The sequence below is a fragment of the Pirellulaceae bacterium genome (genome assembly GCA_029243025.1).
Taxonomy (GTDB): domain Bacteria; phylum Planctomycetota; class Planctomycetia; order Pirellulales; family Pirellulaceae.
This window is the reverse complement of record JAQWSU010000046.1, coordinates 21,156-42,989: the sequence shown is the minus strand read 5'-3', so window position 1 is coordinate 42,989 and position 21,834 is coordinate 21,156. Positions and strand designations below refer to the sequence as shown.

Genomic DNA, 21,834 nt, shown 5'->3' with positions numbered 1-21,834 from the left:
AATGCGACGTAAATCCGGTCTGCCATCTCCTGCGAGCGATTACCTGACGAAGCCCCCTACGAAGGCGCCGAGTTGGCATGGGCTCGTCGTGTTTGACGTCTGGTTCAACAATCTGACTGCCGGACTCTTTCTCGTTGCAGCATTATCACAGCTGATTGCCCCGGAACCGTTTTCGAATGTGACACGCGTTGCGTTTCCACTGGCTTTTCTTTTGCTGATTGTTGATCTGGTGTTGCTGGTGCTCGATCTGGGGGACCCGTGGCGTTTTCATCACATGTTACGAGTGTTTAAGCCAAGTTCGCCGATGTCTTTGGGAACTTGGTGCCTGACTGCCTACTCCCTGCCTCTTGCGATTGCAGCGCTGTTAGCCTTGTTAGGGATTCAACCCGGCTGGTTTGAAGCTCTGGTGTTGATCACTGGGATCTTGCCTGCCTTGGGTACCGCGATCTACAAGGGTGTACTCTTTAGTACCAGTTCACAGCCAGGGTGGAAAGACGCTCGCTGGCTCGGTAGTTATTTAACAAGTTCTGCATTTTTACTCGGCAGTGCCTTGTTCGTCGTACTGGCGATCTGGATGAAGCAGGATCGTGCCATTGAAATTCTTCGTCCGACGCTCGTTGGCCTGTTATTGTTGAATGGGGTCACGATTGGTCTGTTACTTGTCGGTTTGCGCGATTCGTTTGGCAGTTTCGATTTGAGATCGAAGCATTGGTTAATTGGACTTGCAACTTTCGTCGGCGGGTACTTCATGCCCCTGGTGTTGATCGCAATGGTAGGGCGATCGACGTTGCTTGCTGCCGCTTGTTTGATCATTTTCGCCGCACTCATTTCACGCTACCAGTTGATCCAACTACCGGAAGCGGCGGCCCATCGTCAAGCAGGTGCGGCTGTTGATCCCATCCAGGACAGTGATCGATCAACGGGCCGTTTGGCCTGATGAAACAACGGATCACGGAAGACGGAAAGCCGACGATGAATCAGATCGCTATCAAAACGGAGAGGTCGCTAGGAAATAATCCTGGGCCCATGCGAGCTGCAGGGAATCCGTAAGACGGGGCCCGTGACGGCTATTGGTAAGAGGTCAGCCGATCTCTCATTTTTCTGGCAAGATCGATCTCGCCACGTCCTTGCGCCACAGGAATCGCTCGACGAAGAACATCAACCGCGGCAGCTTGGTCTCCGGAGTTAGCGAGTGCCATCGCCAGTGTATCGAGAAAGGCGGGGTGGCGATCTTGGGTTTGACGGCATGTCTCCTTAGCAAGCGCTACAGCTTCAGATCGTCTTGCAGCCGTGCTTGGATCCGTGGCTAATAGCCACGCCAAATTGTTGGCTGCATCCAGTCGATGGGGATGATTTTGCAATATTTCTTCGTACTGCTTGATGGCAAGGTTGATTTCTGCCGAGATCTGATAGGCCAACGCCACACTCATCTGTATTTCGGCGTCATTCGGTGAAAGTCTTTGGGCTTGTTTGAGACGTTTGAGTCCTTGCTCGGGCTGCCCTAGGCTGATGTAGAACGGTCCAAGCATTCGCAATAATTGGGCATGATCGGCTGCAGACCTTTCGAGATGATCGATCTGTGCAGAAAGCTCTTTCGCGCGGCCTTCTCGGTGGTAGCTAAGGGCAAGTTGAATTCTGGCCGCAAATCCGTTGGGTTGGAGACGGACAAGTTGCTGCAGGGAAGATTGATGCAAGGCAGGCATGTTTTTACTCTTGGCGATGGTGGCCAACAGTTGAAGGGCCCGGAGTTTTTCCTGGGTTGAAGTGGGTTTTTGCACTGGATCCGTCAAAGCATCGATTGCTTCGTCCGCATAACCGCCCTCCCAATAAGCGCGAGCAATATTGACCGGATCGGGTGAAAACCAAGCTGCAATCGATTGTCCGGGAAACGGTTGCCCTGTCTGCACCATTTGGGTGAGCGAACCCTGCAAAGAATCGATGTCGCTTTGTAGTTGGTCTCCGCTGACGGGCCCCTTGTAAACCACCGCGACTTTGCCACTTTGATCGACCAGGAAACTGCAGGGAAGTGGAAGATTTTGAAAACGGTAGAAAATTTCGCGGTCGATTTGAGTTAGCTGTTCGACTGTCGAGTTCGGGGCCATTCCGCCCGTGAACGGCAATTCCAACCGTTCGTATACTTGGGTTGCAGCCGCGACGTCTTCATCGACGCTGATCGCCACGATTTCAAGCCCCTGTGCCTTATACTCCTGAGCTTGCTTTGCCAGTTGCTGCAACTCTTCAATGCACGGTTGACACCAACTGGCCCAAAGATTGATCAACGTGGGTTGGCTGCCGATCGACGACAACGGCTGTTGCTCTCCTGTAAAAGAAATCAGATTCAGCTTGGGGAGATTTCGGCGCTGTGAGAGTACGACACGCGTGGCGTCGTTTGTCGGGGGAGCTGTCAATTCGCCGGGTTCAAGCGTGATTGGATTCCGTTTCGGGAAAAGGTAGGGCTGTTCGGCCCCTTGCACGAGACGATATCGGCGATTCGCTTTCAGTTCGGGGAACTCCTGGATTTTCGAGCTGCCCGGCCAACGTACACGCACGGTGCGTGGCGATTCGTTTTCTCCCAAGCCGAAGTGGACCCGCTTGCTCGACTGACTCAGGAAACCCTCGCCGGCTCTCACGGTCTCGATCTGTCTTGCATCGTCACCGTGGCTAAGTAACTCGACGCGGGCACCGATTGCGTCGCGATTGGCGGTGGTGCCCTGCAGTTGGAGTGAGATGAAGTTCGTGTTTTCAGCCAGCTGATTGCGCATGAATCTTATGCGGGGGCCTGTGCGATTGGCCAGCCATAAATCGAGATCGCCATCGTGGTCCCAGTCAACGACAGCCAAGCCACGACCGTCATCGATTAGATCGAGCCCGACTGCTGCGGAAACATCGGAGAATTGTTGTTCGTTCGGTGGGATTGCTCCGTGGTTTAAGAAACAACAATTTCGTTCCCGACCGCTCAAGCTTCGTCCACCTCGAATCAGAGTTGCGAGTTTGTTCCAATTTTCGAGATAGGGATCGTGGGGCTGTTCATTCTCGTCAATTTCGTTGGTGAGCGGTGATTGCGACACGACCTGTCGCCAGAAATAACTTCACAAGTCATTGGTGTCTTCTTGGGTGATGAATCCGTTGGCAACCACCAAGTCGAGGTAACCGCTGTTGTTCAGGTCGACAAAGCGAGATGCCCAGGCCCAACGCCCCATCGTGACACCCGACGTCAAGCTAGTGTCCTGGAAGGTTGATTGGCCGCTGCCCAGTTGATTGGCAAAGAGCGAATTTCCTCGCGCGTGTCGGCGTAGATAGGAGCGTGTGTCTCCGCTGGCCTTGGGTTGGAACTGTCGTTGGTAAGCAATTCGTTTTCCGGCTGAGGACCACATGTTGCTAATGTAAAGGTCCATCCAGCCGTCACGGTTATAGTCTCCCCATGTGGCGCTCATTCCTGCCGAGATGTCTTCGACCCCCAACTCCGCTGCAACATCCGTGAACTTGCCACCTTCATTTCGAAACAAATTGTTGCGGCCGTAGTCGTTGGCTACATACAGGTCCATGTCGTTGTCGTTGTCGTAGTCTTCCCATGCTGCTGCGAAACTAAATCGTCGGTTGTTGGTGTCCAGGCCAACCAACTGAGTGACATCGCGGAATCGCCAATCGCGATCATTTCGCAGTAAAAGATTGCGACCCCCGTTGTTTGCATCGTGATAAGGGATCGGTCGACCCATCAAGCTTGATGACGTGCGAGGCGAATAGCAGCAGACGTAGATGTCGAGATCGCTGTCATGGTCAAAGTCAGCCGCAGTGAGCGACATTGGAGGCGCTTCTGGCGTCAGCTTTACACCTCGTTTCTCAAAACGCCCTGTCCCGTCATTTGCCGCAAAGACGAGGCCCATTACTGTGGCGACGATGATGTCCTGGTCACCGTCATTGTCAAGATCGACAAACAATGCGGAGTGAGTCTCGATCAGCCAATCCAGGCCTGAAATTGTCGAACGGTCGAGCAGCGTTCCATCAGCCTGTTGTATCAAGAGCCGATTGGGAAGTCCGCCAACGACGCCGCCCGGTTGAGGAATGAAAATGTCTTCCAGCCCGTCGCCGTTGACGTCGGCGATGGCGATCCCCTGATAACTTGATGGCAAGATCGCAAAACGATATTCCAGACGATCGAGCCAGTAGTTCATCGAGTTACTGAATTGTTGCGCAAAGTTGCTTGCACTGCGTGTGACCGCATTCGTGCAATCAACGAACCCTCGTTGTTCCTGAGCCTGCACTTCTCGAAACTCAATCAAGGAAAGCGAGAGCAAATGAGGGTTCTGATCCCTTAGGATCCAGCGACTGTGCCAGCGGGCGATCTGTTGATAGTTGCCGAAACGAGTTGGAAGACTGAGCTGCCACAACAGTTCGGCTTGGAAATCTCGATCAGTTTCCCTCATCGAAGTGATCTTGAATTTTCCGTATGCCGTTTGGAGATTCGGGGTGTCGTTGGGACGTGGCTGTTTGACAACCGTTTTCAATTCTGCGAGTAAACCTGCTCGGCCCACTTGGGCTTGGTCCTCGATTTGTTGGCTTAGATTCGCCGATGCTTGTCGGATTTCCAAGCTCGCATCTTGGTAAACCAGATCGGTTTCAGTCGGGTGGAGTTCTGTATATTCTACCGCCTCGTCGATAAAGAGGAGTTCGTCGCTGTTGCCGCTGAGTGCGTTGCCAAGGATGACATCACTCAGTGCTTTTAAATGACGATCGATTTTCTCGCTGGCTTGTTCCGTCTTCCATTGATCACCGGTTGCCCCGACGATGACCTGATCCGACGGCAGCGAAGCCTCGACGGTGGCGGGCTTGCGATCGCCTGGATCCGCTGGCTTTGCGCTCGTTTTTGCGGCCCGGTCTGGATCCGCCGTTTGGATTTGGCAGCCCAATAGCACGAGTGTCGGGATCAGAACCAGGAATCTTCGCATGGATTCGCTCGGAGTGATTTTTTTATTGATTGTGTCACGTCCAATTGCTATTTTACTAGCCCACCTCTTGATCACCACATTGTAATGACCCAACAAGTTTGAAAGCCGCAGCAGACCGATTCTTTGAGATCGGCTGGTGCGAGGAGTGGGGCACGATTTTGCGTTCCCTGGGGCGACACCTCGTTATGGATTCGTTATGGATTCTAAACGCGGAGACCCCGGAAAACAAAGAAGGAGAAACACCGATGACTTTGAAGTTGCTATTGAGCTGTGCGGGTCTTTGCATCGCCACGATGTGGACTTGTGCTCCAGTTCATGCCGATCTGGTTGGGCTTTGGCGTTTTGACGAGGCGGCCAATCCTCAGCCCGATTCCAGCGCGTTCGGTAATGATGCCGAAGTCATTGAAGCCACTTGGGTGAATGATGATGAGCGGGGCGGGGCGATGAATTTTGAGGGACAAGGTAACGGTGTACCCGAACAATGGCTTGAGGTTCCGGACTCCGATTCACTCTCAATTGAAGAAACCGGGTTAACGATTGCCGCTTGGGCCAACTTCGCTCAGTTTGATACTTGGAATAGCATTGTCGCCAAGACGGGGGCGAACGCACAAAACAAACCCTCTCCCTACGATGTCTATACGTTGCAACAAGGTGATGGACGCGTCCAATTGTACGTTGGTGAAGGTGACGGGGGGCTGCAGGCTTCTCAAGCCCTTGACCCACCCGAGGCAGAAGTTTGGACGCATATCACCATCACGATGGACGAAGATGGAGAAGTCGTGCATTATCTCGACGGAGAGGAAAATGGCGACGCCTTTATCGATCGCGAAACTGTATTTCTGATTGACGAAGACATGCCATTGTTTATTGGCAGTCGACTTGATGGCACAACCAATATGGATGGAATGTTGGATGATGTGGCCATCTTCAATCACGCCCTGACCTCGGATGAAGTGCTCGCGATCATGTCGGGTGACTTTAATGCTTATCTTGATAACGTTTCCGGAGACTACAACGGGGATGGCATGGTGGATGTTGCTGACATCGACCTGCAGTCCGTTGCGATGGCTGACGCAGCACCGGACCTGGGAGTTTTCGATGAAAATAACGATGGGCTCGTTAACCGTGCTGACCGGATGATTTGGGTGAAGGATTATGCGAAGACATGGGTGGGCGATGCAAATTTGGAAGGTGAGTTCAATAGCTCGGACCTTGTGCAGATGTTCAGCTCCGCGAAATACGACAGGCCCAAAGATGCGAGTTGGGCGGATGGTGATTTTGATGGCAATATGAGATTCGATAGTGGTGATCTGGTGGCCGCTTTTAGCGATGGTGGCTACGAGAAGGGGCCGCTTGCCTCGCCCGCTGTGGTTCCCGAACCAACGACCGCTTGGTTGATGCTGGGGGCTTGGGGGGGGTTGGTGTTCCGGCGACGCTAGAAGCGTCGTTCAGAAAAAGTCGGTCGTTGACCGACGGGCGAACTCTACGTGGTGGCTCAGACTGCTGTAACGCTGGCTTGGGTTGCCCAGCGGCTCAAAGTCGAAGATGTTTTTTTCGTTGCGGTCTCGAAATGCGGGGCATTTGAGCACCGCCGAGGGAAATAAGTCGGTCTCATGTTGACAACGGCTTGCGCGAACTTAACATAGCTGGATTCCAAGCGTGTTTGGGTGGCCCAGTTGCCTGCGGCAACTGGGCGAACAGGGAATACCGGTGAAATTCCGGAACGGTCCGGCCGCTGTGACTGCTAACGGCGGAAACCCTTTCTTGGCCATTGCAAAAGGCGATTGCCTTAGCGAGAAGGCGGGTTTCCCGTGCAGAAGTCAGAAGACCTACCCAGACAGTTGAGTTGTCGTTCGCCGCGAACGGACGAAACTTCGAGTCGCTTGCTCAGATTGCATGTTCGCTTTGGTTATTTTGTGGTCATGCGAATTTCGACACGCCCGGATCTGTTTTTACCGGTCCCACTGGTGTCGTACTGATCAAAGTTAATTCGTCGTTTTGTTTTGTCGGCAGGAAGACGCGTATTTTGTTGCCGATCAACGTAGCGAAAAATGGAGCACCGTGATGGATGCGGTAATTTCCCCGTGTAACGGAGTTTGTCGAATTGATCACCGTTCTGATTTATGCGTAAGTTGTTGTCGCAGTCTTGATGAAATCACTGCTTGGCGTTTTCTATCGCCATCAGAACGGAATAAAGTAATGGCAGGCCTGGGGAGTCGAAGTAACCGATCCCGCGTCGCTATGAGCCTTGTATCTTCGGTCCGCGAAACTTGTCCTTAGGAAACCCGCAATGATCTCTTCCCGCTTGCTCGTGGTGACAATGATCACTTTATTTGCTGTCGCCATGCGATTCCTGCCGCATCCACCGAACTTTGCTCCCGTCGCGGCGCTTGCTCTATTCGCTGGATCCCTTTGTCGCTCGAAAAAAATTGGCTTGCTAATCCCCGTCATCGCGATGTTGGTCAGTGATTGGATGCTCGGGTTCCATTCCCTGATGCTCGTCGTCTATGGTTGCTTAATTTTCAATGTGGTGATTGGGCAGTACTGGATTGGTCAATCGGGAAGGCAGCCCAGCAAACTCGTCGCCGCCTCGGTCATCGGCAGTTGTCTTTTCTTTTGTGCCACGAATTTTGCCTGTTGGCTGTCATTTTATGAACCCAATCTGAATGGATTCATCAGTTGCTACACGCTGGCATTGCCCTTTTTTCGCAATACGTTACTGAGTGATTTGACTTACACGACACTTTTCTTTGGCGCTGTTGCCCTGGCCAAATCGACGCTGCCGGTGAGGCATCGATCGACGCTTGCCATGGATGCGTAGTTTTTGGGTTTCTTCGCTGGCGGCCCCTGGCCCGATTGACTCCGACCGATCGTCGCCGTCGAAGGGGCTTTACTGACGGTTGGAGCGGCGTTGGCTGTCGATCCACCGTTGTGATCCACCGTTGTGATCCACCGTTGTGGCGGGCCGTTTTGGCTCCCCAATGGTCCCGCTAGGCTGCCGTTTGATCACGTTGACAGGAGCGTCGGGTGGAGATTGCTGGCACGATTATGCCGCCCCCAGGGGGAAGTCGTGTTAAGCAATAAATACCAAAGATAAAAAAGAATGATGAATTCGTCCTTTCTTCAGCGATAGCCCCTTTGCCAGATCGATAGGCGTGGATATCGTTAGAAGTTCGATTTTTGGACAAAGTTTCCGTCGCGGCTGACCGACGTTTCTTTGATCGGTAGCAATCTAGCGGCTCTTCAATTGTTTCCACGTTTTTTATTGGGAGTGACTCACTATGGCAACTCACGCAACTACTTGGGAGGACGATGATTGCAATCGCCTCGTCCAGCTGTCGGTCGACTATCAGATCGTTGACAGCCGGATCGAGATCGAAGATGTCACTCCCACGGAAATTCGATTTGTTGATGCGGATGGACAGGTTCAACGTCAGATACGAGTATGGACCGAGAAAGGTCGTAATTTGCTGAGTCGACAGCATGCACAGCGCGTCGGTGCCGAAGCTTTACGAGAGCAGCTCGAATCCGAGTTGGCCGTCGCTGCTCGCTAGGTGAGCCACCCTGGTTGGGCGCAGAGCGAGTAAGCTACAAAAAAAGAAAAGCCACGTTGTTCAGTGTGGCTTTTCTCAATTTTTAACTGTTGGTGCTCTCTTGGATTGCGCCACAGCAAATTACGTAATCGCCGGCGATTGTTTGAAGGCTAGACGTCAGACGATCCAGCGGCTGGACTCACCGATCTGAATTGACGTTTCGTCTGAAATCGATTGGTTACGTGAGGCTCTTTTGACGCCGATGCGCCAGGCCAAGACCGATAACGAGGCTGACGGTGACTAGCCCGAGGCTCGTCGGTTCTGGCACCGCTTGTACCGTGGAGCGTGGTCCGTTTTCAAATCCGCCAGCTGCGAAGGAAGCGACGAAGTCTGAACTGTCGAATTCGCCATCGCCATTCCAGTCGCCCGATTCCCAGTTTGAATTGCCGTCGATACCGTTTTCATACTGGCCAATCGAAAATACGTATACAAAATCTGAGCTGTTGAATTCCCGCATCGAGATTCGAATCACCCAGCCAGGTGTGCCGAATTTCAGAAACCCAGAATAAACGGTCGTCGTTGTTGATCGTTCCATTTGCATCGAGGTCGTAACGAGAATCGATCGAGTTGTCGCGGACTGCTAGGCTCAATTGATCAAGGTCGTCGGCTGTCAGAAGACCATCTTCGTTTAAGTCGCCCGGAGCAAAAATGCCAAGGACCGGGTTTCGTAAGACGGAAAGATCTTGAATGGTGGTGAATTCGTTTGTCTCGGTATTGAAATCGACGTTGGCTGCTCCGAAGCTGGTTGTGCCTGTGTCGTCGTAGAATTCACTGCTTGGGGTGATCGCTTGCCAGGCAGCGATTGTCAGTGGTTGTCCGTCCGTCTGAATCGGTCCTTCCAGACTGCCTGCTTCTTCACTGTTCACTTTACCCCCGGCCCAGCTTTCGGCCCCTTCACCAGCAGGGCCGAAGATGGTGTTACCATCGGCATTCAAGATGGTCAGAGTCCAATCATCCTTACCTACGGAGAAATCACCTGGTTCTCCGTCATTGGTTACTGTTGAAATAAGAGCTGATGTACCTTTTGCTTGTTCTGTTTGTGTGACCACGTTGATCCACCAGTCACCGTTGAGCGGGTCGTAACTTAGATCCGTTTGAGTATCGATCAGGATGTCTCCGCCGTCAGCTGTCTCTACAATGGTGATGATTGATCCGGAACGCAGGTCAGACCAAATGGCATCTTCACTTAGCGTGATTCTGCCCGCCGCTGTTTCGTCGTTGCCGACCTCTTCGTCTTCTACCCAATCGAGTGCCCAACCTCGCATATCGACATGATCGCGAACTACAAGCAATTCAAACCAATTTCCACCGTTGCCGAGAACCAGGCCAAGTTGCGAGTCCTCACCTTCACCTCCATCAAGTATTTTTGTTGTACTTACAGCATTGTATTCGTTTAGGATTACGTCGGCCGTCTGACCAATGGAGACGAAGGAAAGCATAAACGTCAGAAACAATAAAAAGCGATACATGGTTGAGTCCGTTTGTCATTGGAATTTTTTGAAGAGTGAGGAACAGGAAGTTAGCGATCAAAACGTCTAACGAGATTTCATTCAACGCGCTCATTCGCGTAGCTTAGGTACAGCTTTCATCTTGGAAATATCTGCTCATGCGTAAGACAATCCGATAGCGCTGGACCGTATCCTAACGAATCATTTCGTCCTGAAACCCTTGTTCATTAAGTTTTCATCGCGCCTTTGCGCGGTCTTCATTGAGTTTGTCAAATCAACACAATCAAGTTTGTTTGCGGTCCGCCGTGTTGGCAGGCTCAAGTGGGTCGCTCCTTGGATTAAGGTGAGAAATCGGTTGCTTGGCTGTTTGAGTCTCGGGTTGTGTTTGCAAGGCAATGTTCGACCGCCTCGGATGGCGTGCATTTGTCAACGAAAAGATGGGGTGTTTGGTCGCTTTTTTGTGGATTCGACGTCCAGCGAATAGATTTTCTTGCAACGATTCCTATTGCGGATTAGCATCATTCAGACGACTTTCGAACTATTCACGTTAGCAATTCGGTGGGAAATGCGGACCAGGATGTTTGCAAGTTGAGGGTCGGGCGACGACGATCGAATTAATGGATGGCATTGAGTTCTGTTGGAAGTGCATCGAATTCGAGTTGTCGATCGCTGCGTGAATTCTGATCTCGCTGTCACCATCGTGTTTGTGGTGAATGAAGAAATTTAGTTAATCGGTGAATTCGCTCATCAAGCGGTGAGATATTTTTCCTTGTCAGCTGTAAGGTTTTGTATGTTCCCAAAAAGTATTTTGCGACGTTTGAAACGGATTCAGTCGGCCAAGAAGTCGGCCAGGTTAATGGGGAGACGGGTAAAGCTTGAGTCGTTAGAGGCCAGGCAAATGCTTGCTGTTACAGTCGCGAATCTTCCGGCAGCGGATATTACATTTGACTCGGCAACGATCGGCGTTGATCTGATCGAAGCCGGGGGGGCTGAACCGACGATTACCATTTTTTGGGGTGACGAAGCGGGTGGTGACCAGTTGAGAGATTGGGACCATTCAGCCGATCTCGGGCCCCGACCGGCAGGGCAACATACGGTTGTGATTTCCGGCCTTACCGCTGGCGCTGCGTATTATTATCGCGCGTTTGCCTTCAGCTTGAGTGCCGGGGCTCAGGTCTGGGCCGATTCCATCGCCTCTTTCACGACGAACGCACTTCCTCAAGCGGATTTGTCCTTGGATGAATCGCCCTTGGTGAGCGATGCGGCTGCTCTGATCCAGGGAACGATTGACGGAAGATCGACATTGATTTCTGCGACGCTCTATTACGGCAGTGTCGACGGAGGGAATGACGCGGATTTTTGGGAGCAAAGCTTGGAACTCGAAGGGACGGATGGCGAGTTTAGCACGTTGATTGGAGATCTTTCATCCAATTCTCAATATTACGTTCGACTTGCTGCGGTGAATGGTGGTGGGACGGTTTGGAGCGATGCGCTTTCGGTAATGACCGTTGCCACTGCGCCACTTCGAATCAGTGAGGTGATGGCTGCCAATGCCAGTACTTTACCGACACGGATTCGGGTTAGTGCAGAGGATTCGTTTGCTGGGCCGACAAATGCTCATGATTGGATTGAAATCCAAAACACGACATTGCAGCCGATTGATCTCGGCGGGTACTTTTTGTCGGACGATGTTAATGCGCCGCAAAAGTGGAAGATGCCGGCGGGGACGCTTCTGCCAGCCAGCAGTGCGATGGTGATCTTCGCTTCCGGTTTGGATGTGACGGATCCCAGCTTGGACGCTCAGGGTAATTTGCATGCGAGTTTTTCATTGGATCGTGATGGTGAATTTGTTTCGTTGGCCGATCCATCCGGTCAGCTGGTAGATCAGATTGAGGCGGCTGCCTTGTCCTCGGTATCGGATGTCTCGCTTGGCTTTTTCGGCGAAACGTTTGGATCGTTACAAACTCCTACTCCGGCTTCTGGAAATGCGCTCGTGGTGCCGTCATTGCTGCCGCCGACCCATGCTTTCCAGGATCCGACGGACGAGTCAACTGCCCTGGTGGTAACAGCTCAGCTCTCGGGTCCGACTGTTAGCGTTACCGAGGCGCGGCTGACCTATCGGCGAATGTTCGACGAGGAACAAACGGTTCTGATGGTCGATGATGGCACAGGTGCTGACTTATTAGCCAATGACGGTTTGTTGACTGGCGTCATACCGGCAGGTACGGCGCAGCCGGGCGAAATGCTTCGCTACTCGATTTCTATCACCGACGAACATGGGGTTGAATCTCGAATGCCTCGGTTCTTGACGGATGATAACTCTCCCGAATATTACGGCACCATGATTAGCGATACGACAATCGAATCAGCATTGCCAGTGCTGCACCGCTTCGTTCAGCGGGAGAGTCGAGCCGAAACAGGAGGTGGGACACGCGCTTCCGTCTTTTACCAGGGCGAATTCTACGATAATGTTTTTATTCGCATCCGCGGTGGAACCGCCCGATCTTGGCCCAAGAAGGCATACAAGATTGAGTTCAACGACGATTACCATTTTCGCTTTCAGGAAGATATACCACGTGTTGATGAACTCAATTTGAATACCACTTACACCGATAAATCGTATGTGCGGGCGATTCTGTCATACGAGCTGACGCGCGATTCGGGGGGAGTTGCGCCGATCACATTCCCGATTCGAGTTGAGCAAAACGGCGAGTTTTGGAATTTAGCCCACTTTGTCGAGCAACCAGATCGAGATTATCTACGCCGTAACGGATTGGATCCCGATGGGGCTCTCTATAAGGCTCGAGCCGATCGACTCAATGGACTCACCGGTCGCGCTGAAGGCTACTTCCGGAAGAAGACGCGACATGCGGAAGATGCCTCTGATTTGCAGGGTTTGATTGACGGACTGAAGTTGACGGGGGAGGAATTGGAGCGTTTTCTGTTTGATCACGTCGATTTGGCCTCCCAGATTAATTTGATGGCAGTCAACGTGATTCTGCAGAATTTGGATGCGACGGACAAAAATTACTACATCTATCGTGATACCGAGGGCAACCAGGAGTGGAAGATGTTGCCCTGGGACTTGGACTTAGTTTTGGGGCCCAACGCCCTCAACACTGATATTTTCTCAACGTCCGATGATGAACGGCCCGCGCATACAAGCCATCCCTATATGGGAACACTTGATTACCCATTCCATGGACGGAAAAATCACCTCTTTCACGCAGTGGTCAATTCGCCTCGAACCAATGCGATGTTTTTGCGACGGGTGCGTTCCTTGATGGACCAATTTATGGCCGCTGCGGAAACGCCTGTCGAGCAACGGTATTTTGAAAACCGTATCGATGAGTTGGTCGGTTTGCTTGGGCCAGATGTCCTGCTTGATAAAGAGACCTGGGGGAATCGGACGCATTTCGGCGGCAGACGATATACGTTAGAGGAAGCTGCAGATCGAATTAAGCAGGACTACTTGATCCCACGACGAGTACATCTCTTCGAGACTCACAGTATTTCGCATTTGCAAGAGACGGAATACCAGGTCGTGATCCCAGAGGGAACGGATCAAGCCGAGTATTTCGTGCCAACAAACAATGACCTCGGGCTGACGTGGACCGGGCGTGAACTTCCTGTTAACGCAGATCAATGGAAGACAGGGGCGTTAGGGATCGGATTTGAGAGTAGTCCTGCGGATTACGAATCCTTGATTCAAACCCGTGTTAGTCCGGTTGAATCATGTGCGAGTTGTACTTCTGTCTTGGTGCGTGTGCCGTTTTCGTTAGACGATCCGTCGGCGGTTGAGCATCTGACGTTGCGCATGAAGTATGACGATGGGTTTATTGCCTATGTGAACGGTGTTGAGGTGATGCGAGCCAACACTCGCACGCAGGATAACGGCTTCGATTCGAGGGGGCGGTCTCATCGTGACTCAGAAGCGGTCGAGTTTGAGAATTTCAATATCTCCTCGATGGTGTCGCAAGTTGATTTGGGAGCCGACAATGTCTTGGCTGTTCATTTACTCAACTCAAGTGCAACCAGTAATGATCTGTTATTGTCACTCGAATTAGTGGAAGGGCTCTTGCCGAATGATTCGGCCGTCGGAATTCCCTACGCTCAATCCGATCAGTCCAGCATTTCATTCGGCGGATTCGACCAGAATCCAGTCAGTGGTAATCAGGATGAAGAATATTTAGAGTTGGTGAATTCTACACCCGAAGCGTTCGATCTTTCGGGGTGGGAATTGCGAGGAGGTGTCACTTATCAGTTCCGCGGTGGAGCTGTCATTCCGACAGGGGAGTCATTATTCGTCAGCCCGAATGCTCTGGCATTTCGCAATCGCCAAGTCGGTCCAACCGGAGGACAGGGATTGTTTGTGATGGATGGCTACCAAGGGCATTTGTCGAGTCGCTCTGAGACCGTGGAATTGGTCAGCCCTCAAGGTGTCGTGATGGCGACCTTGGAGACTCCGACAGTCACCTCGGACGTCCAGAAGTATCTACGCGTCACCGAAATCCATTACAATCCGGCCGGTGCGGGGGATGCGACAGAATTTATCGAGCTACAGAATACGAGTGACGGAACCACGCTCGATCTAACAGGAGTTCGGATAACCGATGGTCCAAGTGATCCATTCCTGTTTGCGACCAGTCAGGTGACATCACTGGTTCCAGGCGCGTTCGTACTGCTGGTTCGCGATCTGCCGGCTTTCCAGGCTGCCTATCCGACAGTATCCGCCGATCTCATTGCTGGGAGTTTCGAGGGAGCACTCAGCAATGGCGGTGAATCCATTAAAGTCGAGGACGCGCTGAACGGGACCGTGCTGCAATTCCGTTACGAGGATGGTGATCAGCCAGCGGAAAACGATTGGCCCACCACGAGTGATGGGGAGGGGGACTCGTTAGTGATTCGCGATCCTTGGGGAGCGCCGGAAAGCTGGGAAGTCGGCTCCAGGTGGCGACCGAGTAGCCAACCAGGTGGATCTCCGGGGGCGACCGATCCGTTGCCATGGGATGCTGATTTCAATCAGGATGGATCGGTCGGTGTGAAGGATCTCGATCTTTTGTCCGAAGGTGTGCGGCAAGGTGATTTGCGGTTCGATTTGAACGGGGATGGCGTTGTCGACGCGAATGATCGAAATCTGATGATCGATGTGGGCTTGGGCTCGCTGTATGGTGACTCGAATTTGGACGGCACATTTGACTCGGCTGACTTCGTCGTGGTCTTTCGGGCTGGCGAATATGAAGACGAGATCTCTATCAACTCCGGATGGGCCGATGGCGATTGGAATGGGGATGGCGATTTCACATCTCGCGACCTTGTGCTGGCGTTTCAGGCGGGTAGCTACGCAGCGGGGGCTGCAGCGACATCGGCTGGCGACTTCGCGGCCATCGACGAAGATCGGTTGATCCATCGCCGCTTGGCCGACGCGGTTTGGGCGAGTGATGACTTTTGAGATTTTCCTGCTTGATGTAATCGGACTCCCATGACGCAAGCTACGCTTGCCCTCTTGATTTCATCGCGACGCAACGGGCTTGTCATTTTCCCCACGATTTCTGCCCCTTATCCGCAATCGCGATCAGACGCTGCGATGCGATCAGACGCTGCGATATCGGGCAACGGTGACAGGGGAAACGATACAAGCGGTTACACGGATGAAACGCTAGAATGGGGACGTTGTGGTCTTGCGCTGAATTGCACGTCTTGGCCCGAAAAAAATTTGGATTGAATGATGATCGTATGGGGGGAATGGCTTCATGATTCCGAGTAATGGTAATAATGCGATCTTGAAATTGTCTCGCAGTAATCTCATTTCCGTATTTCGATATTTTGGAATCGGGCGATCTCGACCGATCAATGCGGATCCGGGTGGCCAAGTTTCTCGGTCATATCAGCTCGTGATCATGTCGATCATTTTTGTGATTTGTTGCAGTTTGACTGGTGCTTCCCAATCCGCTCAAGCGAAGGTTGGGTTTGACGTTCCCAAGGATGTTATTTTTCGTCAAGCCGATATTACCAGCGAAGGAACTCGCATGGCGGCGGAGGTGTTCTTACCTAGGGATGTTGAAGGGCGTTTGCCAACGATCATTATGAGTCATGGATGGGGAGGGACGGCGGAGGCCTTGCGGCCGGATGCGATTGTGTTCGCGCAGGCTGGATTTCTGGTTGTTACATTCGACTATCGTGGTTGGGGGAACAGCGCTGCACGATTGATTTCAACAGCTGAGCCGACTGAAAAAGACGGCAAATTGATTGCGGAAGTGGTTGAAGTTCGTGGAGTTGTTGACCCGGTTGACCAAACAACCGACATCATGAATGCGATCCATTGGGTGCAAGGCGAGCCTCGTTGTGATCAGGATCGAATTGGGATTTGGGGATCGTCTTTTTCCGGTGGTCACGTGGTCTATGTCGCGGCGCGTGACCCGCGCGTGAAGGCATTTGTGAGTCAAGTTGGGGCAATGGATGCTCGTTGGGCCATACAGATTCCTCAGCTGCGAAAGCTTGTTTTTCAGCAGGGAATGCTGAGATCGCGTGGCAGGATTGGTTATCCCGAACCTTTTGCCAATTTCAATAACATGCGAGGGCAACCGGTATGGGAAAAGTTAATGCGTTACGCACCGATCGAAGACATTGGGCGATGCGAAAATTGTGCTAAATTGTTCATTATTGCCGAAAATGAAGAGTTGTTTGATAATGAAGAGCACGCGATTTTAGCCCATCAAAGGGCGACGGGTGTGAAGAAGCTGGCTACGATACGGGGGATTAAGCACTATGGGATCTATCGTGAAAAACGTCGCGAAGCGCAGCAATTGGCGATTGATTGGTTCAATCAATATCTCAAACCAAAGCCTGCAGGAAAATCCAAGTCAGTGGAACAACAAGGGGTGATTGAGCGACGAACCAAAGTTCATCGACTCGCCAACCAGAAGCGTTCCTTGTTCGATGCATTCGTTTATGTGAACCGAGTACCCGAAAAACCCGCGGCCGGTGAGACAGCAGTCGATGTTGCCGGTCGAATCTTTGGCCGTCTTGCCAATCAAGAGGGGCGTGTGTTGTTGAAGCTACCACCTGGCATGGACCAGCAGGCTTACGAAGGCTTGAAAGTTTTTTTGCGATCCGACGGTGAGCAAAGTGTTGGGAACTGTCAAACTTGCCATTCCGTGCCAGACTTCACCGATTCAAAGCGGCACAGCACTAATTTGGAAAAATCACCGCAGTTAACACCTTCCCTTAGGAATTTGGGTAAGACAAAAGGGGAACTGCGCGGCATCATTCGTCGCAAAGTCAAGGCAGGTCCAGAGTCGACTGAGTTGGACCCGGGTGATGACGCACTTGAATACGCAAAAATGCGAATAGATGATCAAGATATCGAACAGTTGACTGCCTTTCTCTGTTTGTTAGACGATGTGACTGATAAACAGTTTCGTCAATTAATCTTGAAGTCAAGCGTGCTGGAAACTTCGGGCACGATCGAATAGCAGTAGATGGATCTGCGGAAGTGATTTGACTCGCAGTAAAAAAAGGGGCCTGCCGTCTGCGTGACAAGCGGTGTGTCTCCAGTGTGAGTAACCTACAAATACTTGGACGGACTCGAAGTCCTTGAGGATTGTACGATGAAAAAAAGCTTAATGATTGGGCTGCTGATAACTCAGGGGCTGTTGATCGGACAAGTCAATGGTGCCGCAATTCGTGGCCGCGTGGTGGACGTGGAAGGAAACCCGATGGGGGGGGTAATGGTTTCCGCCTTCGATGAAGCACATCAGCAAAGCATTTCTGTATCCAGCCAACCGGATGGTTCCTTTGTGATTGATGGACTGCGGGATATCGAATATCAGGTCCGTGCCCGGTTGCTTGGACAGCTCGACGAATGGCAGGACGACATCACGCCGGACACTAATTTCGTTGCCTTTACGATGAAGCCCGCGACAGGGGAGGATCTGGAAGAACAGCGACCGGGAAATAGCGGTTTCAGCATGCTCGAGTGGGATAATTCGAAGGACAAAGAAAATTTCAAAATGATGTGCACTTATTGCCATCAAGCTGGAACGATTGGCTTTCGAACTCCGGAAAAGCCCGTTGATTGGGAGACCATGATCCGTCGCATGGATGGTTTTGGCGGCCTCTATCGACATACGCAGGACACAATTGTCCAGCGACTGGTCGATACCTACAAGCCTGAAGCGGTTGCCCAATGGCCCAAGTACGTGGCGCCTGCGGCACCAAGCGGTTTGGCAACCAAAGCAAAGATCACAGAATGGGACATGGGTGAGCGATTTAACGCGATGATCCATGACATTGAACTTGGTCCTGATGGTTTGGTTTATGGTGTCGATATGGGCCAAAATGCAATGGTGACCTTGAACCCTGATACGGGCGAGCGAAAAGTCTATCGGTTCCCCGGAAAGTACCGTGGCCCGCACTCAATCGAATTGGGAAACGATGGCAATATGTGGTTCACGCTTTGTATCTCAGGTGAGATGGCCAAGTTTGATTTGAAAACGAAGGAGTTCACGATCGCTTCGAGTGCAGAAAAACCTGCTCGTCGCGGTGCCTATCCGCACACGTTGCGAATCAACCCTCAAGATCCTGAAGGGCTGGTCTGGTATACCGATGCGGGTCGGAATTCCTGTTTCAGCATCCATCCGCAGACGCTTGATGTAAAAGAATATCGCCTGTTGCATGCCGGTCAGGCGGTTGGTGCTGGTAAAGGTGAGTCTCGCGGTATCACTCCCTATGGGATCGATTATTCACCCGTTGATGGATCGATCTGGTATTCCAAACTGAATGGAAATCGGATTGGAAGAATCGACCCGAATGCGGAAGACGGAAACATCAGAGAATGGAATCCGCCTTTTCGAGGCCCCCGACGCTTACACGTGGCCGCCAATGGGATTGTTTGGGTGCCAGCTTTTGGTTCGGGGAAATTCGGTAAATTTGATCCCAAAACAGAGGAATGGAAAGTTTATGATCTGCCTGATGCCGAAAATCAGATTCCATACGCTTTGAATATTGATCCGAAGGGGAACGTTTGGATCTGTGGAACAGGCAATGACACGCTTTATCGGTTTGATCCGCAAACCGAAGACCTCGTTGAATTTCGTATGCCTTCTCGAGTTACCTACACGCGAGAAATTGAGTTTGATGCGGACGGAAATTTGTGGACCTGTAACTCAAATGGTCCCGCGCGGCATACCGAACGCGGGTTTGGTTCGATCATCAAACTCGAATTAATTAATGAGAAGACGGAAGTGGTGAATCGTTGAGATCAATGTTGGCCGGTGAGTAACCAAAAGAGCACTCACCAAAAACGTACTCACCAAAAGGGCGTCGCCCACCAACGGCGATTGCGATCGGTTGACAGGGAAATAGGCGAATGGTAGTCAGAGTGTTTTGTTACCGATCTTCACAATTTGCTGTCAACGGGGTTGTGCTGATTGCACTCGTCGCCGGATTATTTGAGCAGCAGTTGGCCTTTGGCGCGGAACGGAAAGTGACTGGTGTTGTGACCTTCGATGGTCCACGTCCCCAGCGTCAAGTGATTCGATTAGTAGGCAAAGATGGAAAGCCCACCGACTGTCATGAGTTACATCAACAACAGTTGTTAGACGAAAACTTGATCGTGGGCGAAGACGGTGGAATCGCCAACGTGTTTGTCTATGTTAAGAAAGGGATTCCCAAGCAGGACTATCCGCTTTTGAGCAAATTGCCAGTGCTCGATCAAATCGATTGCATGTTTCGACCTCGTGTCCAGGGGATTCGTGCGGGACAGGAACTATTGATGCGCAACAGCGATCAACTGATTCACAATGTGCGTTCACTGTCTCTCCGCAACCGAGCTTTTAATGTGGCGCAGCCTGCCTCTTCACCGGATCGTAAGAAATCGTTTCGGCGAGCCGAACGCGAGATCAAAATCCAATGTGACTTTCATCCTTGGATGACCGCTTACATCTTTGTGATGGATCATCCTTTCTTTGCCGTGAGTGATGAGAGTGGAAAGTTCGAGTTTTCAGGACTTCCGGCGGGAAGCTACACGGTAGCCGCTTGGCATGAAGCGCTTGGTGAGCAGCAGAAGGAGTTGATTGTCAGCAATGAGTCAATTGCCCCGATTGGCTTTGCCTTCCAACCAAAACAAACGGGACAGCAGACCGCCTCACCAGCCTCGAATGCAGTTGCCAATCCAGGGGCGGTTCGCACGGATAATACGCCCAAGAAAAAACGTCGCTTCGTGAAGATGTGGAAAACGGAGGATTTCTCGAGCGAACTGAATGACCTGGATCACTCTTCGATCGATCGAGGCCGTTTGATTTTCGAGGAGGCGAGTTGTAGCAAATGCCATCTGGTTGCTGCGAAGGGGAATAAGCTTGGCCCAGAACTTATGGGGGTCGCAAAGCGACACCAAGGTATCAAACTGCTTCAGCAGATTCTGATGCCATCTGCCGAGATTCACAAAGACTATCAAACGCAACTGTTTGTGACTGAAGAAGGCAAGATCATTACGGGATTAGTTGTGCAGGAAAATGCCGAAAAAGTAACCGTACTCCCAAATCCACTGAAGCCAAAAGAAACAATTGATATTCCGGCTGCGACGATCGCGGAACGGCGTGTCTCCAAATTGTCAACGATGCCAGAGGGGTTGTTGATGAATTTTGATCGCTCCGAGATTCTTGATTTGATCGCTTTCTTGTCTTCGACGAATGACTCGAAAAGCACCGACTGATGCAGTGCGAACGATCTAAGGAGAATCGCTGGGTGAGATCTGAGGAACTGATCGCACGAAGCTAAGCACGGCATTCGTGAATTGCTCCATTCGTGCCGTGATCGTGTCTGCGGACTTCGCGCCGGAAAGCGTAATATGAGTGATCTGATGACAGTCAGCTCGATGGTCGAGTGACTCGGCAATCAACGCTGGTTCTTCGGCTTCAAACAGGCATCGCAGGATCACGCCAGGGCGAGAATAATCGATCCAGGTTGAATCCCGTCCATCAAATTGGAATTCCTGCTCGATCAGTGTCGGTTCAATCTTTTTTCGAATCGCGGCTAAGAGTGCTCCGGGACGTTTCCAACGATTGGGGTCACCGCCTTGCATCCGCTGCTCTCGGTGGGTTTTGCGACAATCGCGACAGCGAACCGCAGTGGCGTAGAGTGATCCTTTGGCGACCTCGTAGTACCATTTTTGCTGTTGCGCTGTCCATGTGTCGTCGCGTCCGCAATCGATACACGAGAATGGTTTGTCCGTATAAAAGCGAGGGGCCGGTGCGTAAGAATTGTTCGGCTGCTGACGCGTGCAATCGGCGGGGACAGCTTCCGCTGGCATATCACTGTCCGTCGCAATACGCCCCTGCTCGGCCAATTGACGTAGGCGGCGTGCTTCACGTTGGGTGTCGAACTTGTGTTTTTTTCTCGTGTCGCTCAACCTACACCCATCGAATTTGTTTGTTAGGAATGTATTTTGGTCAGTTGCATGTTGACCTGTGAAGCGAGTGCAACTGGCGATCCTTTTAAATATCCGGATACGACGCGTCCCCCTCTCAACCAGACTGATATTTTTACCTCGTTAAGCAGGAATTCAAGCGTGCTTCTCCTCATCGCAGCGGGGCATGCCGTCGTGTTGACCGTTCGTCAGGCAAGATCAGGATTTTGCGAGTGCAAATTAGTTGAAAGTTTCTCATTCGCCGGTTGAGTAACGCGGTAAAGGCTGGTGAGGGAAGCCAAATTCGAGTCGAATTTTTCGCATGAGCAATCGAGTCAGTTTGAGAGCTGATAAGATAAAGAACCGCGATCTGACAACGGTGAATTCCTTGACGCAGAAGTGGAATCCGTCGTGCAGTTTGAATTTCGAGTCAGACGAGG

12 protein-coding genes and 1 riboswitch are annotated in these 21,834 nt (G+C 51.7%); of the genes, 8 read left to right on the top strand and 4 right to left on the bottom strand.

Going from position 1 to position 21,834, the window contains the following annotated elements; all coding sequences use genetic code 11:
• The first annotated feature begins 1 nt into the window (after position 1).
• Complete coding sequence (gene nrfD, locus P8N76_23220; GenBank protein ID MDG2384599.1) at positions 2 to 937, top strand: polysulfide reductase NrfD; 936 nt, start codon at positions 2 to 4, stop codon at positions 935 to 937.
• A 130-nt stretch (positions 938 to 1,067) separates the two neighbouring features.
• On the opposite strand, the gene P8N76_23215 is transcribed toward nrfD, so the two are convergent.
• Both P8N76_23215 and P8N76_23210 read right to left on the bottom strand, forming a co-directional pair.
• Positions 1,068 to 3,068, bottom strand: coding sequence for an ASPIC/UnbV domain-containing protein (locus P8N76_23215; protein MDG2384598.1), 2,001 nt, complete (start codon positions 3,066 to 3,068; stop codon positions 1,068 to 1,070).
• Positions 3,069 to 3,089: 21 nt separating this feature from the next.
• Positions 3,090 to 4,946, bottom strand: a complete 1,857-nt coding sequence (locus P8N76_23210) for a VCBS repeat-containing protein (protein MDG2384597.1) — start codon at positions 4,944 to 4,946, stop codon at positions 3,090 to 3,092.
• 245 nt (positions 4,947 to 5,191) lie between these two features.
• Here P8N76_23210 and P8N76_23205 point away from each other — a divergent pair, with 245 nt between their 5' ends.
• From P8N76_23205 to P8N76_23195, 3 genes are all read left to right on the top strand, one after another.
• Positions 5,192 to 6,385: a LamG domain-containing protein gene (locus P8N76_23205; protein MDG2384596.1), complete on the top strand. Its 1,194-nt coding sequence runs from the start codon at positions 5,192 to 5,194 to the stop codon at positions 6,383 to 6,385.
• Between the two features lie 209 nt (positions 6,386 to 6,594).
• Positions 6,595 to 6,798: riboswitch (cobalamin riboswitch) on the top strand.
• A 438-nt stretch (positions 6,799 to 7,236) separates the two neighbouring features.
• Positions 7,237 to 7,767: a hypothetical protein gene (locus P8N76_23200; protein MDG2384595.1), complete on the top strand. Its 531-nt coding sequence runs from the start codon at positions 7,237 to 7,239 to the stop codon at positions 7,765 to 7,767.
• A gap of 460 nt (positions 7,768 to 8,227) precedes the next feature.
• Positions 8,228 to 8,500: a hypothetical protein gene (locus P8N76_23195; protein MDG2384594.1), complete on the top strand. Its 273-nt coding sequence runs from the start codon at positions 8,228 to 8,230 to the stop codon at positions 8,498 to 8,500.
• Between the two features lie 440 nt (positions 8,501 to 8,940).
• On the opposite strand, the gene P8N76_23190 is transcribed toward P8N76_23195, so the two are convergent.
• The gene (locus P8N76_23190) at positions 8,941 to 10,008 is read right to left on the bottom strand and encodes a hypothetical protein (protein ID MDG2384593.1); all 1,068 of its coding nucleotides are present in this window, start codon (positions 10,006 to 10,008) and stop codon (positions 8,941 to 8,943) included.
• Positions 10,009 to 10,885: 877 nt separating this feature from the next.
• Between P8N76_23190 and P8N76_23185 the strand changes: the two genes are divergently transcribed.
• From P8N76_23185 to P8N76_23170, 4 genes are all read left to right on the top strand, one after another.
• Entirely contained in the window at positions 10,886 to 15,439 is a 4,554-nt protein-coding gene (locus P8N76_23185; GenBank protein ID MDG2384592.1) for a CotH kinase family protein, read from the top strand.
• 301 nt (positions 15,440 to 15,740) lie between these two features.
• Positions 15,741 to 17,462: a CocE/NonD family hydrolase gene (locus tag P8N76_23180; protein ID MDG2384591.1), complete on the top strand. Its 1,722-nt coding sequence runs from the start codon at positions 15,741 to 15,743 to the stop codon at positions 17,460 to 17,462.
• Between the two features lie 135 nt (positions 17,463 to 17,597).
• The gene (locus P8N76_23175; GenBank protein ID MDG2384590.1) at positions 17,598 to 19,247 is read left to right on the top strand and encodes a carboxypeptidase regulatory-like domain-containing protein; all 1,650 of its coding nucleotides are present in this window, start codon (positions 17,598 to 17,600) and stop codon (positions 19,245 to 19,247) included.
• Between the two features lie 110 nt (positions 19,248 to 19,357).
• Entirely contained in the window at positions 19,358 to 20,701 is a 1,344-nt protein-coding gene (locus tag P8N76_23170; GenBank protein MDG2384589.1) for a hypothetical protein, read from the top strand.
• Positions 20,702 to 20,716: 15 nt separating this feature from the next.
• Here the strand turns inward: P8N76_23170 and P8N76_23165 are convergent, their stop codons facing one another.
• Positions 20,717 to 21,397, bottom strand: a complete 681-nt coding sequence (locus P8N76_23165) for a zinc-ribbon domain-containing protein (GenBank protein ID MDG2384588.1) — start codon at positions 21,395 to 21,397, stop codon at positions 20,717 to 20,719.
• Positions 21,398 to 21,834 lie beyond the last annotated feature (437 nt).

Bases quoted from the DNA above. Each gene is read 5' to 3' on its own strand.
- P8N76_23195 (MDG2384594.1), top strand. From the start codon at position 8,228: ATGGCAACTCACGCAACTACTTGGGAGGACGATGATTGCAATCGCCTC.
- P8N76_23185 (MDG2384592.1), top strand. From the start codon at position 10,886: ATGCTTGCTGTTACAGTCGCGAATCTTCCGGCAGCGGATATTACATTT.
- P8N76_23180 (MDG2384591.1), top strand. From the start codon at position 15,741: ATGATTCCGAGTAATGGTAATAATGCGATCTTGAAATTGTCTCGCAGT.
- P8N76_23200 (MDG2384595.1), top strand. From the start codon at position 7,237: ATGATCTCTTCCCGCTTGCTCGTGGTGACAATGATCACTTTATTTGCT.
- P8N76_23190 (MDG2384593.1), bottom strand. From the start codon at position 10,008: ATGTATCGCTTTTTATTGTTTCTGACGTTTATGCTTTCCTTCGTCTCC.
- P8N76_23170 (MDG2384589.1), top strand. From the start codon at position 19,358: ATGGTAGTCAGAGTGTTTTGTTACCGATCTTCACAATTTGCTGTCAAC.
- nrfD (MDG2384599.1), top strand. From the start codon at position 2: ATGCGACGTAAATCCGGTCTGCCATCTCCTGCGAGCGATTACCTGACG.
- P8N76_23210 (MDG2384597.1), bottom strand. From the start codon at position 4,946: ATGCGAAGATTCCTGGTTCTGATCCCGACACTCGTGCTATTGGGCTGC.
- P8N76_23175 (MDG2384590.1), top strand. From the start codon at position 17,598: ATGAAAAAAAGCTTAATGATTGGGCTGCTGATAACTCAGGGGCTGTTG.
- P8N76_23205 (MDG2384596.1), top strand. From the start codon at position 5,192: ATGACTTTGAAGTTGCTATTGAGCTGTGCGGGTCTTTGCATCGCCACG.